Annotated in this window: 12 protein-coding genes and 1 tRNA gene; 7 read left to right on the plus strand and 6 right to left on the minus strand. The window is 30.1% G+C overall.

Annotated elements, in window-relative coordinates:
* Positions 1-98 precede the first annotated feature (98 nt).
* Positions 99-866: a ribonuclease HIII gene (rnhC, locus tag Q0K54_RS01830; protein WP_294578138.1), complete on the minus strand. Its 768-nt coding sequence runs from the start codon at positions 864-866 to the stop codon at positions 99-101.
* A gap of 110 nt (positions 867-976) precedes the next feature.
* Between rnhC and Q0K54_RS01835 the strand changes: the two genes are divergently transcribed.
* Genes Q0K54_RS01835 through Q0K54_RS01855 form a run of 5 tightly spaced genes read left to right on the plus strand, consistent with a single transcriptional unit; the run spans position 977 to position 7,328 of the window.
* Positions 977-1,789, plus strand: a complete 813-nt coding sequence (locus tag Q0K54_RS01835) for a CvpA family protein (protein WP_294578139.1) — start codon at positions 977-979, stop codon at positions 1,787-1,789.
* Between the two features lies 1 nt (position 1,790).
* Positions 1,791-4,103, plus strand: coding sequence for an endonuclease MutS2 (locus Q0K54_RS01840; RefSeq protein ID WP_294578140.1), 2,313 nt, complete (start codon positions 1,791-1,793; stop codon positions 4,101-4,103).
* Positions 4,103-5,869 carry an excinuclease ABC subunit UvrC gene (gene uvrC / locus Q0K54_RS01845; RefSeq protein WP_294578141.1) on the plus strand — a complete coding sequence of 589 codons (1,767 nt, stop codon included), beginning with the start codon at positions 4,103-4,105 and terminating at the stop codon, positions 5,867-5,869. Before Q0K54_RS01840 ends, uvrC begins: the two co-directional genes overlap by 1 nt.
* 41 nt (positions 5,870-5,910) lie before the next feature.
* Positions 5,911-6,114, plus strand: a complete 204-nt coding sequence (locus tag Q0K54_RS01850; RefSeq protein WP_087301476.1) for a LuxR C-terminal-related transcriptional regulator — start codon at positions 5,911-5,913, stop codon at positions 6,112-6,114.
* A gap of 47 nt (positions 6,115-6,161) precedes the next feature.
* Entirely contained in the window at positions 6,162-7,328 is a 1,167-nt protein-coding gene (locus Q0K54_RS01855) for a M15 family metallopeptidase (RefSeq protein ID WP_294578142.1), read from the plus strand.
* A 23-nt stretch (positions 7,329-7,351) separates the two neighbouring features.
* Here the strand turns inward: Q0K54_RS01855 and Q0K54_RS01860 are convergent, their stop codons facing one another.
* On the minus strand, positions 7,352-7,699 hold the full coding sequence (locus Q0K54_RS01860; protein ID WP_294578143.1) for a cyclophilin-like fold protein: 348 nt from the start codon (positions 7,697-7,699) through the stop codon (positions 7,352-7,354).
* Between the two features lie 197 nt (positions 7,700-7,896).
* Between Q0K54_RS01860 and Q0K54_RS01865 the strand changes: the two genes are divergently transcribed.
* Positions 7,897-9,186 (plus strand): hypothetical protein, encoded by a 1,290-nt coding sequence (locus tag Q0K54_RS01865; protein ID WP_294578144.1) that lies wholly within the window; start codon positions 7,897-7,899, stop codon positions 9,184-9,186.
* A gap of 134 nt (positions 9,187-9,320) precedes the next feature.
* Here Q0K54_RS01865 and Q0K54_RS01870 read toward each other — a convergent pair whose 3' ends face one another.
* The 4 genes from Q0K54_RS01870 to Q0K54_RS01885 all read right to left on the minus strand — a co-directional run bounded on the left by Q0K54_RS01870 (position 9,321) and on the right by Q0K54_RS01885 (position 11,548).
* On the minus strand, positions 9,321-9,581 hold the full coding sequence (locus Q0K54_RS01870) for a helix-turn-helix transcriptional regulator (RefSeq protein WP_294578145.1): 261 nt from the start codon (positions 9,579-9,581) through the stop codon (positions 9,321-9,323).
* Between the two features lie 395 nt (positions 9,582-9,976).
* Positions 9,977-10,053: transfer RNA gene (locus Q0K54_RS01875), tRNA-Arg, on the minus strand.
* Between the two features lie 56 nt (positions 10,054-10,109).
* Positions 10,110-10,577: a metallophosphoesterase gene (locus tag Q0K54_RS01880; RefSeq protein ID WP_294578146.1), complete on the minus strand. Its 468-nt coding sequence runs from the start codon at positions 10,575-10,577 to the stop codon at positions 10,110-10,112.
* Between the two features lie 56 nt (positions 10,578-10,633).
* Positions 10,634-11,548 carry a hypothetical protein gene (locus Q0K54_RS01885; protein WP_294578147.1) on the minus strand — a complete coding sequence of 305 codons (915 nt, stop codon included), beginning with the start codon at positions 11,546-11,548 and terminating at the stop codon, positions 10,634-10,636.
* Between the two features lie 99 nt (positions 11,549-11,647).
* Here Q0K54_RS01885 and Q0K54_RS01890 point away from each other — a divergent pair, with 99 nt between their 5' ends.
* Positions 11,648-12,538 (plus strand): LysR family transcriptional regulator, encoded by an 891-nt coding sequence (locus tag Q0K54_RS01890; protein WP_294578148.1) that lies wholly within the window; start codon positions 11,648-11,650, stop codon positions 12,536-12,538.
* Positions 12,539-12,595 lie beyond the last annotated feature (57 nt).

The following is a 12,595-nucleotide window of genomic DNA, read 5'->3' on the forward strand; positions in this document are numbered from 1 at the left end:
TGTCTTTTTTAATGTGTAATTAAAAAGTTTAGTTATTGACAAATTCCGGTTATCTTGTTAATAATGGGATATAATAAAAAAGGATAACAAAAGTTATCCTAGATTAAATCCTTAATTCGCTTAAAATTGGTCATATTAGTCTTAGTAACTTTATTAAGCATTTTAGCACCATACTTTTTAGCTACCTCAACTGCAACAGCATCAACACTATTACTGTTACCACGAGGTAATTTCATTTTTAAACTTCGTGACATATTGTTGAAATATTGTAGGTAAGCATATCGTGATAAAATATTAGAACAAGCTATACCCAAATATTTTTCTTCACCTTTTTGAAGAAATTTTAAATCCTTAACAACAATTACTTCACTTTTTAAATAGTTATAATAAGTCTTTGGTGAAACAAATTGATTAACTAATTTATCTTTTACGGGCATACCTACTTTTTGCATTACATTTGTCACGGCCTGGTTATATAGTTTAGCTTTAATATTCGCAAGATTATTTCCTTGTTTGACCATAGCATTATAATGAGAATTATCAAGTATCAAAAGACTATAAATTATGCGGTCTTTGATTTCTTTTGCTACTTTCACCAATTCCTTGTTATCCATTTCTTTGGGATCACGTACCCCCACACTCAAAAGCCATTCGTAGTCGCGTTCATCAACATAACATGAAACAACACACAACGGTCCGAAAAAGTCAGCGGAACCAGTTTCATCACAAGCAATATGACTTACATTAATATATTGGCTAGTAATGGGAGTTTCAACGGAACTTGAGTAGCTGAGAGTCGCAAGTTTATCGTAAGCATGCATATTAATAACACTGATTCTTTTTGAATTATCTTTTACTACATTCATGTTCTTCACTTGCCTCCTAGTCCTATATTTATTATAACATGATTTTAATATTTTTGACAGTAGAAATTTGTTTTGCTACAATGTATACTAAAAGAAATTGGGGTGATTCGATGAATTTTATCTTAAATCCAGTTAATATTGATATTGTCATTGCTATAATTTTGATTGTAATGTTAATATTTGGATATATAAAAGGTTTTATTTATAGTGTCTATGGTTTGTTAGCGACATTAGTTTCTTTATTTTTAGCACTATATTTATCAAGTCCCATAGCTGCGCTTTTTAAAGTGTATCAAGTATCGGGCTTGGGTGAACAAGTTGGTGAAGTCATTAATCGTTTCTTGATTTTTGTTATCTTGTTTATTGTAATCAAAGCCATAGTAGCGCTAATTGGTTTAGTGATTAAACCTTTAATTAAAGGAATTATTGACAGAATTAGTATTTTTAAAACCATTGATGGGATTTTAGGTGCCCTTTTTAAATTAATCGAAGGAATAATCTTGATTTATATTGCATTAATTTTTATCATAACACCAATTGTTCCTGGTGGTAAAGAAAGTGTTGATAATACATTGCTTGCTAGTCGGATTTTACGATTAGTTCCTTCTTTAAGTGAAGAAATGAGTGCAGTAACTGATGGAGTTGTAGTATTTGATGATTTCTTTGATCAGGGATTACAAAATAATAGTTATGATCCAACAACGATGAACTCGGTGATCACAATGTTATCATCAGCTTATGATTATGGACTGGTCAGTCAAGAAAATATGGTAGAAATGCTATATCGTTATTATGATCCAATTGAAAGTCCGGTTGTTGTTGATAATGAGTTATATCAACAGACAGTTTCGTTGTTAAATCAAATTAATGAAGTATCTTTTGATCAAAATCGGGTTTTAAGTAAAATAATAGTGAGTGAGTAAAATGAAGGATATATATGATACATTAGAATTTAATCAAGTTAAAAATTTAATTAGTGAATATTGTGTTAGTATGATGGCCAAAGAACTAATAGTCTCATTAAAACCAATTGAAGACTATGATGATTTGCTTTTGCAGCAACAGTATCTAGATCAAGCCATGCAGTTAATTTATCATTATGGTCGTTTACCATTAGCACCGTTTGATGATGTGGAACCGTTATTAAAAAAAGCTAATAAAGATGGAACACTACTTGGTCAAGAGCTATTAGCGATAGTTTATCTATTGAATAATGTTAAAGAAGTTAAAGAATATTTAGAAGATAAAGATTTTGATGGTCAGGAGTTACTACAATTATGTCAACAGCTAGTATTGCCAAGACAACTATTAGCTAATATCAATCACTGTATCGACAGCAGTGGTAATGTGGTTGATAATGCCAGCAGCAAATTAAAACAGTTACGGCGACAAATTTTAAATTTGGAAACTAATATAAGAAATCGGATAGAAAAAATAAAGACAGAAAACAAAGATTATTTAAGTCAGGAAAATGTGGCTACTAGAAATAATCATCTAGTTTTACCCGTAAAAGCTGGAAGTAAAGGAAATGTTAAAGGAATTGTCCATGCTCTTTCAGCCAGTGGCCAGACTATGTTTGTTGAACCAGAAGTAATTGTTCAAATGAATAATCAGCTGGTTAATGTCAAAGAAGAAGAACGCCGCGAAGTATTAAGAATTTTAAAGCTGCTTTCTAGTCAGGTCAAAGACAATTATCAGGATTTACGTGACAATCAGGAGTTATTGGTAGAACTAGATGTAATATTTGCCAAAGCGGGATATGGGGTCAAATTAAATGCCGTTGTTCCTCATGTCGTAACTGAATATCAAACATTAAGTTTAAAAAAAGCACGACATCCTTTAATTGATCAAGATACGGTAGTTGCTAATGATATTGTCTTGACACCACCTAAAAGAACTTTGTTAATAAGTGGTTCAAATACCGGTGGAAAGACCGTTGTTTTAAAAACCGCTGGTTTATTGAGCTTGATGGCTTTGTGTGCCATGGCAGTACCTTGTTATGAAGCTACAGTGCCTTTATTTGATCAAATTTGTGTTGATTTAGGTGATGAACAATCAATTGAACAATCATTATCTACTTTTTCTAGTCATATGAAACGATTAATTGAAATTACTGATGAAGTGACTTCAAAATCATTAGTTTTATTAGATGAGGTGGGTTCTGGTACTGATCCTCAAGAAGGGCAAAGCATAGCTGAAGCAATCTTGCGTTATTTACAGACTATTAATCCGTTTGTTTTAGCTTCAACGCATTATTCAGGATTAAAAGAATTTGCGAAAAATGAAGAATCTATCTTAGTAGCTGCAGTTGAATTTGATCAGGAAAAAATGCAGCCAACTTATCGTTTATTAGCTGGTAGTGTGGGTAATTCTTATGCAATTGAAATCTCACGTCGTTTGGGGCTAAAACCTGAAATTGTCAATATGGCCTATTCAATCAAAGAAGCAGCAATGACTGATACCGAAAAATTATTAGAAAAGTTGCAGGATGAATTAGCTAAAGTGCAGCTTGAAAAAGATCAGTTGGCTTTACTTACTAAAGAGGCCGATGAAAATAAACAACATTATCAGCAGTTGGTCGATAATTATGAAAAACAAAAAGATAAATTATTAGAAGCTGCTAAACAAGAAGCTAATCAGTTATTAGAGGATGCGAAAGAAGAAATTGATCTGGTAGTTGCAGATTTAAAAAATAATGCTGAAATCAAACCACATGTGGTAATTGATGCTAAAAGAAATTTAGATCTGATGAAACATGAGGCTAAAAAAGAAGTTAATCATGAAAAACATGATTATCAAGTTGGTGATATTGTCAAAGTTCTTTCAGCTAATCGCCAGGGAGAAGTCATGTCTATCAATAAAAAAGGGGTTCTATCAATTGATATGAGCGGTATTCGAGTCAATGCAAAACCTGAAGAAGTAATGTTCGTTTCTAAAAAGACCAAACCAAAAAAAGTACGTTCTAATTTAAAAGCAGTTCGTAAAGCAACAAACCAAAGTGTTGAGTTGAATATCATTGGTCAGCGCTATGAAGAGGCAATGAATAATGTTGATAAGTTTTTGGATAATGCACTAGTCAATAATTATTCGATGGTTAGAATTATTCATGGGATGGGAACTGGTGCTTTGCGTAATGGGGTGCGTAAATTGTTGCAAAAAAATAAAAATGTGGTTAGTTATCGCGATGGTGGTCCTAATGAAGGAGGACTAGGGGCAACTCTAGTATATTTTGAATAATGGATCGACAAATGATTAAAGATAAACTATCATTATTACCTTTACAACCAGGTTGTTATTTAATGAAGGATAAAAATAATGAAGTAATCTATGTTGGTAAAGCTAAAAAACTAAAAAATCGTGTTTCTTCTTATTTTGTAGGAGCACATAATTATAAAACAACAAAATTAGTTCAGGAAATTGTTGATTTTGACTATATTGTGACTGATTCTGAAAAAGAAGCGTTGTTATTGGAGATTAATTTGATAAAGGATTATTCTCCTAAATACAACATTTCTTTCATGGATAATAAATATTATCCTTATATTCAGCTTACAAGAGAAAAAGATCCGACTTTAAAGATCGTGCGTAATGCCCAAGAAAAAAAACATAAACATTTTGGACCCTTTCCAGATGGAACTGCAGCTAGAGAGACATTTAAATTATTAAATCGGCTGTTTCCGCTTAGAAAGTGTAATCATATTCCTAAAAAGCCATGTTTATATTATTCGTTGAATCAATGTCTAGCTCCTTGTATTCAAGAAGTAGATCCTGAAGACTATAAAAAAATATCTTCCCAGATTACTAAATTTATCCAAGGGGATACTAAAGAAGTCATTGATAACTTAACAGATAAGATGATGGCAGCAAGTGATGTACAAAATTATGAGCTGGCTAAAGAATGTCGTGATTTAATTACTTATATTAATCATGTTACTAGTAAACAACATGTTCAGTTTAATGATCTGGTTGACCGGGATATTGTTGGTTATTATCATGATAAAGGATATTTATGTCTGCAATTGTTTTTTATGCGCAATGGAAAACTATTAGCTCGTGACTTAAATCTTGTTCCTATGCAGGAAGATTATCAAGAACAGATTGTTTCCTTTTTGGTACGTTTTTACCAGGAAAATACGGAACCTAAAGAATTATTAGTGCCTAAAGATCTAAATGTGGATTTATTGCAGGAAATAATCAGCTGCAAAATTATTAAACCTCAAAAAGGTAATAAAGCCAGCTTAGTAGAAATGGCAAATGAAAATGCTAAGGAGCAATTGGAAAAAAAATTTTTATTAATTCAAAAAAATGAAGCAGCTACGATTGGCGCAGTTAAGCAATTAGGAGCAGCTTTAAATATCAAGATGCCACGAAGAATTGAATTATTCGATAACTCTAATATTCAAGGAGCTTATGCAGTAGCCGGAATGGTTTGTTTTAAAGATGGTGTTCCTTCAAAGAAAGACTATCGTAAATTTAAAATTAAAACTGTAGAAGGACCTGACGACTATGCCAGTATGAAAGAGGTTATCTATCGTCGCTATTATCGAGTGTTGATGGATGGTTTAGAACGGCCTGATTTAATTATTGTCGATGGTGGTAAAGGCCAAATAAAAGTGGCAAAAGAAGTAATCGACGCTTTAAATCTCGATATACCTGTTTGTGGTTTAGCTAAGGATGATCGACACAGTACGTCAATGTTATTAGATAGCAACGGTCAAGAAGTAGCAATTGATCGTAAAAGTGAATTATTTTTCTTGCTGACAAGAATGCAGGATGAAGTGCATCGTTATGCCATCAGTTTTCATAAAAATGTCCGGTCAAAATCTTTATTCCAATCAATCCTGGATGATGTAGAAGGAATCGGACCAAAACGGAAAAAACTATTGCTGCGAAAATTTGGTAGTGTCAAAAAATTGAAAGAAGCCAGCTTAGAAGATTTACAAGAAGTTTTACCTGGGGAAGTGGCTAAGAATTTATTTAACACGTTGAAAAATGACACTTAAAAATAATTTTCTCATATAGTATAATATGAGGTGAATCGATGATGAATATTATCCTGACCCCTAGGGAAAAGGAGATTTTTGATTTATTAGTAAAAAATCAATCAACCAAGGAAATTGCTAAAACACTGGGAATTAGTGAAAAAACGGTTCGTAATCATATTTCTAATGTTATCCAAAAACTAGGAGTTGATTCAAGAATTCAGGCGGTCTTTGAACTGATTAGATTTAAGGAATTAGAATTATAACTAATTCCTTTTGTTAAGATGATGTTTTAATAAAAAAAGGTGATTTTATGAAGCTAAGAAAAGGACATTTATATATTATCGTAACTCTATGTTTCGTCATGGCATTTGTTGCAATTAATCGTAAATATGATCGTTTTTATCGGGTCAATGGCATTAATAACGATAATCGTGCTTTGATTGAAATGTATTTAGACGATCAGGAACAAGAGTATTTGATTGAAAATGCGATTCCAGTCAATGAGTTTATCCAATATATTACATATCCTGATTTTAATTTGGTGTATTATCAGTTTTACAATGCTTTAAATAAAACCAACAAATATAGCAGCTATGAAGAATTACTGAGCGTAGGTAATCAGCTGGCTAGTAAATTAGAGGTTTCTTTTGGTAGTAACGCGCTTACTTACTGTGATCGATTGATTAAAAATGATCTGGTTGCTGCTTATATTAATCAAGAAAATTTTGAATTTGATTATATCAACTATTATCAGCTAATTCGAGCTTTATATGATGAAACTGACTACACATATATTAATGACACTAATAATTATATTGCAATTATGTTAGATTATGATCAGGTTGATGAAGATGATTTGGAAACTGCTATTACCGATCTTTGTGATAATTTCACCAAAACTTCTTTAGCTTCTTTATTTAATAGTGAGCTATTGCCAGGATCTTCTAGGGTATATGATCCTAGTCCAGCAACTATTGTTATCAACAATAGTACTTATATAGGTGGTTATGAACCTAAAAATCTGGTTACGACATTAGGAATCCCTCGAACCAATTATTCAATGTATTTACAGGAAGAAACTTTTAATCAGTTATTAGAAATGTATCGAGCCTGTTATAGTGAACTTGGCAGTGGTTTGATTTTAACTAAGGCTTATGTTGGTTATGATGTAGCGATGTTAGAAGACCGTGGAGTTATTGCTGGATATAATGAGTTCCAGTTAGGAAATACGGTAGCTTTGCAAAAAAGTGAGATCAGTGCTGAGGATTTTGTGGAAACTGATGTTTATCAGTGGCTAATAAATCACTGCTACGAGTATGGTTTTGTTTTACGATATCCAGTAGATAAAGTAGCTGTTACTAACCATGAATTTGATTCTGCAATTTTTAGATATGTTGGTGTTGAAGTCGCCACCAGCATGCATAATCAAAATCTTTGTTTAGAGGAATACAATAATTTAAATCAAAATGAACAGTAAAAATGCAGGGTGACCTGCATTTTTTAAATATCTTTTTCTACTAAAATTGTTCCAGATAAATCTTTTATTAGTTCTTTTTGGCTTATCGCTTGACCAATTACATATAAACCGCTATAGCTACCACATGGACCATAGTACATAACAACATTTTTCCATGGTGCAAAATAAGCTAATGTTCCTACATCACCAGATTCTAATAGTGGCGTATTACTAGTTTTTAAAGATGTTGGTGGATAGAAGATCTTTTCATTGTTTGAAAAATTTTCTACCGCTATTTCCAGTGGTAATTGATCGTATAAGGATTTAGCCCCATCACTATCATTTAATTTAAAAATAATTTGTTTATCTTGATTAGTTACTTTAATATTCATCATATCACCTCAAAAATATTGTAATAAAAAAACACCTGAACTACCAATACTTATTAAATATAACTAACTATACCTTAAAGTAATAGTTTTTTGTTTTAAATCCCTTTTTTTAACTTTTAACCAGCCTTCTGTGTTTTACAGACAAGCAATAAAAAAATTATAATTAATATGAAAGTTAGATATTGGGGGTGATAAAAATGGATTGGAAATTAAGCGCTAGAAATAGAAGCTTAGATAATCAGCTAACTTATAAAGAATTTGATAATAATCAATATCTTATTCTTCATTATGATGATATCAAAGATTATTTAGAGAGTATTCGAACTAGTATATATGAAGCCGGTGATGTAAAGTTTGATGGTAATCTTGATTTGTTGGTCCATGATGGAAGGATCGTGGTAACGTTACAGACAATAAGGCAACTAAATGCTTTTAGCCATTATCTTGATAAAATTATTGATCTGAATCAAAAAGTGGTTTTTTATGATGAGATGAAGGATTTGGAATTTGTATATAGTATTATTGGTTATAGCTTGAAGAAAAAATTAAATCATAATTTTGAAATTAGAACGATTCTTGATAAAGTAACTAATGCTAAAGAACTTTTATTGTATGTTTTTGAAAATACAATCTTAAAAAACAATTTAGAAATTACCACAAGTTTATCTTTAATTACTGAAAATGATCTTAATAGATTATCAAAAAACATTTTTGATATAACGATCAACCAAACAAGATTACCACTTTATGCAACATCTTTTATTACTGGAATGCAGGTAAATTATCAACTATCCAATGAAGAAGCAAAATATTTATTAAATTTAATTACTGATCATGAATATATAATTAAATTATATTATCAAGAGGCTTTAAATGCTTTTAATGAAATTAAATTAATAACTTATCGAAAAATTAAGGATTTATTAGTTGCAACACGAGATGAATTTATTAAAGCTGGTGAGCTAACTAATAAAGATTGTTTAAATGATTTAAATTGTTTAGATAACTTAGATGTAATTTGTCCAAGAGCACAAATGATTATTGATCAATTGATCATAGCTTTAGAAACTAGAATTAGTGTTTTTAAGGATGAATATTTAATTTATGAAAATAACGGATCAGATTCAAGATTTGTTAATTATGTTTTTAATGAATATAATCAAAGAATCAAAAACAAACATCTAATTAATCAATTGATCAGTGAAACTAAAAGACCAAAATTATTAATTAAAGAAGTTTTTAATCACTGTTTTATCAATGATAAATGTTTAGATTTTAAAATAGCACCAGCTAAAGTTAGTGTCTTAAATAGGATGATAATTGAGTTATCTTTTAAAGTAATCATGGATGATTATTCTAAAAAAGAGTTTATTAAAATCGGAAAAACCAGATATGGGTTGAGTAAAAAATATTCTTTATATATTTATTATCTGATTAATTTTTTTATTGATGATGTCAAAGAGAAAATTGCTATATTATTAAAATAAGATTATAATCTCTCAAAGAACTTAGTAACTAAAAATCATCCAATTTTGGATGATTTTTTTAAGAAACTTTCATTTTATTTTTGATAATCAATGAAAAGATTATACTAAATAAAAATATCTATGATCATTAGTAGTTATTGTTTTATCGAAATTCTATATTCTTTTGGGGTGATGTTAGTTAATTTTTTAAATCGTTTACAAAAATAGCTGGTACTGGAAAAACCACATTCAAAAGCGTGGTCTAGCCTGATCGTTTCTAAATAATTAATAGGGCTGATATTTACATAAGCGTTAAATTTTCTAAAACATTCTCTTTTGGAAATATTGGCACTTTTGGCAATGTCCGCTACAGTAATTTTAGATTTAAAATTATCTTTAATAAATCGAATAATCATTATAATGGTTTCATCTTGATATTTTGGAAAATAATTAGTTAAATATTTATCGTTAATTGAAAAAAATTAATAGAATTGTAGATAGGTCGTTTCTGATGAATATTTCCGATTCAGTAATATCATCTTTTGATAATTCAAAGATATGGGTTCATAATTTAGGAAAAGGAAGAGTATGTTGTGTAACCCCAGGACATTACACCGAAAATATCATCTTTAAACCGTATCTAAAGCTTTTAAAAAATGCAGTTGATTGGTGTGTTAAATAATAGTTAAAAGATCAACTGAAAATAAGTTATTTTTAATCTTATAAAAATCATCTATCATCTAGATGATTTTTTTGGTATATAATAAAGAAAAAAACTTCAAGCTATTAGCTTGAAGTCATTATTTTCAAATGGCGTCCACGAAGGGATTCGAACCCCTGACCGCACGCTTAGAAGGCGTGTGCTCTATCCAGCTGAGCTACGTAGACCTTTCTCTCGACTGCTTCTATATAATAGCATATATAAAAGAAAAGTGCAAGAGTTTTTAAGAAAATAATTGTTTAAATTCGATTTCTAGTTTTCCATCATCTACAGTAATAACACAATACATTTTATCACTACCTTTTCTAGGTAAGGTAGTTGAGCCAGGATTGATTAGATAAAATCCTTCTACTTGTTCGAATTGTGGTACATGAGTATGACCTGATAGTAAAACATCGCAATAATGTTTTTTTAAATCATTGATCATAGACTCATTGCGATTATAATAGCCATAACGATGCCCGTGAGTAACTAAGAATCTTAAGCCTTCAGCTTCAAAAATCGTTTCTTCATCATAAGGATAAAACCAATCGTTATTTCCGCGGACATTGATCCAACCTTCTAAATCCTCTGGTGCTGCTTCACTATCACCACAGTGTACATAAAAATCACCATCAGGTTCTAAATTTCTAATTTCATTAATTATTTTATTATATCCGTGACTGTCAGACATCACTACTATTTTTTTCATTTTCATCACCTAAGATATATTATACACAAAGGTAAGCGTAAATTGAAAGAATATTCTTAGATTTTGATGCGATTTTCAACAATACCATTAACATCTTCGACCGGTTGAATTTCCTGATCATCTACGTAGATAGTGACACTTTGAACATTTTCTAGATGACTGGCAGATTTGATGATTTGATTATATAAAGTATTATCAATCGATTCGTTATCATTTAAAACCGTTGGAGCTAAGTAAATTGATAAAACTCCGTCTTGTAAATTACAGCCATCAGTTAAAATTAAATTGGTATCAGTTTCAATTTCACCTAACATCAAAGCTACTTTAGTATCAAGATCATAGTTTTCAGTTTCAACTCGTTTAGTTACAGGAATATAATATTCTTTATTATTGATAGTTCGCGGATTATAGACAACTACAGGTGCTGTTTTATATAGATAATTAGTTTCGCTGTCAAAATTATTAATTCCTAGATTATTAGTAATACAGCTGGTAGGAATGGTACTATTAGGTAAGGTGTCGATATCATTACCATCAATTTTTAAATTAACTTTTTCAATTCCATCATTACAAAAAACATATGAAAACATCTCTAAGATATCTAAAGCTTCTTGATTATTGTTTACATACAAGTTATCACTTAAATCAAAAGTTAAAGAATTTTCATTAAAAGAAATAGCATTAACTTGTAGATTAGAATCTAAAATTGGATATAATCCTAAGTATTCGTAATCAGTAGACTTCATTACTTCAATCATATTACGATATTTACTGTCATCTTCCATATCAGTTGCAAAATCGATAGAAACAGGAACTAGAATATCCTGATTATCTTTGAATACTACTGTTTGATAATTAGTAGTAGTTGAAATTGTATCAGATTTAGGAGCTTTATTATTTGATAAATTAACATAAACTATCCCAGCTAGAATTCCAAAACAAATGACAAGTAAAAATAGCTTTTTTTTCATTGTTGTCACCTCATTAATAATAATATGAAACATAATTGGTAAAATACCTGTTAACTGGGGTTTTTATCAAATCTATGGTATCATATTATTGGTGATGTTATGTTTAAACAGTATATTTATTATTTTTTATCCGTAGTTGAAGAAGGAAGTTTTTCAGCAGCTGCTAAAAAACATTATTTGTCACAATCTGCTATATCGCAGCAAATTACTAAATTAGAAAGTGAGCTGGGATTCAAATTATTTGATCGACAAAATTATGTACCTAAATTAACTGAAGAAGGAAAAAGCTATTATAGTTTATGTAAACAAATGAATGATTTTTATCAAAAAGAATATCAGAAAATTAGTGAATTGGCCCGTTGTCACCAAGATGAAATTGTTATTGGAATTACCAATTCTTTTGAAAAGACTTTTATTCCAAAAATTATCAATGATTTTAAGCAAAAATATCCAGTATCTTTTAATGTCAAAGTGGTTACTTTACAAGAATGTAGTAAGCAGTTACAAGAAAATAAATTAGATATTGGCTTTGGCTTAGTTAATGATTTTAAATTTATGGATAATTTAGTTTATTATAGTATCTTTACATCTCATGTTTGTGTGGTTACATCGATTAATCATCCTTTAAGTAAAAAACAGGCAGTTTCGATTGAAGATTTAAAAGATGAATCAATTGTAGTGTTGTCTAAAAAGGTGGGAAGGCATTATTATCAAGACTTTATGAAAGCTTTTGAATTAGATGGTATCTTTCCTAATGTTGTTAAAGAAGTTGATAATCAAAATGATCTTATTTTGGCAATTCAACTAGAAGAAGGAATTGGTCTGTCAGCTTTGGAAGTTATTGATCAAACTGATCAGGTAAAAGCGATTCCGTTAAAAAATACCCATCATCATGCTGAATATGCTGTAGGTTATAATCAAGGTAATCCTAAAAAGGCGGTATCACTTTTTGTCAGTGAAATTGTAAAATATTTTGAAGATTTTAAATAATCAGGTATCAATTAAATTTATAATGCCAGAATTTTATGAAAGATAGATATTTAAAAG

Source organism: uncultured Thomasclavelia sp. (assembly GCF_944324745.1).
In the GTDB taxonomy this organism is placed as follows: Bacteria; Bacillota_I; Bacilli_A; order Erysipelotrichales; family Coprobacillaceae; genus Thomasclavelia.

What these genes read in the sequence shown, in the direction of transcription:
- uvrC (WP_294578141.1), top strand. Translation starts at nt 4,103, where the DNA reads ATGGATCGACAAATGATTAAAGATAAACTATCATTATTACCTTTACAA.
- Q0K54_RS01870 (WP_294578145.1), bottom strand. Translation starts at nt 9,581, where the DNA reads ATGATTATTCGATTTATTAAAGATAATTTTAAATCTAAAATTACTGTA.
- Q0K54_RS01885 (WP_294578147.1), bottom strand. Translation starts at nt 11,548, where the DNA reads ATGAAAAAAAAGCTATTTTTACTTGTCATTTGTTTTGGAATTCTAGCT.
- Q0K54_RS01880 (WP_294578146.1), bottom strand. Translation starts at nt 10,577, where the DNA reads ATGAAAAAAATAGTAGTGATGTCTGACAGTCACGGATATAATAAAATA.
- rnhC (WP_294578138.1), bottom strand. Translation starts at nt 866, where the DNA reads ATGAATGTAGTAAAAGATAATTCAAAAAGAATCAGTGTTATTAATATG.
- Q0K54_RS01850 (WP_087301476.1), top strand. Translation starts at nt 5,911, where the DNA reads ATGAATATTATCCTGACCCCTAGGGAAAAGGAGATTTTTGATTTATTA.
- Q0K54_RS01840 (WP_294578140.1), top strand. Translation starts at nt 1,791, where the DNA reads ATGAAGGATATATATGATACATTAGAATTTAATCAAGTTAAAAATTTA.
- Q0K54_RS01890 (WP_294578148.1), top strand. Translation starts at nt 11,648, where the DNA reads ATGTTTAAACAGTATATTTATTATTTTTTATCCGTAGTTGAAGAAGGA.
- Q0K54_RS01835 (WP_294578139.1), top strand. Translation starts at nt 977, where the DNA reads ATGAATTTTATCTTAAATCCAGTTAATATTGATATTGTCATTGCTATA.
- Q0K54_RS01865 (WP_294578144.1), top strand. Translation starts at nt 7,897, where the DNA reads ATGGATTGGAAATTAAGCGCTAGAAATAGAAGCTTAGATAATCAGCTA.
- Q0K54_RS01855 (WP_294578142.1), top strand. Translation starts at nt 6,162, where the DNA reads ATGAAGCTAAGAAAAGGACATTTATATATTATCGTAACTCTATGTTTC.
- Q0K54_RS01860 (WP_294578143.1), bottom strand. Translation starts at nt 7,699, where the DNA reads ATGAATATTAAAGTAACTAATCAAGATAAACAAATTATTTTTAAATTA.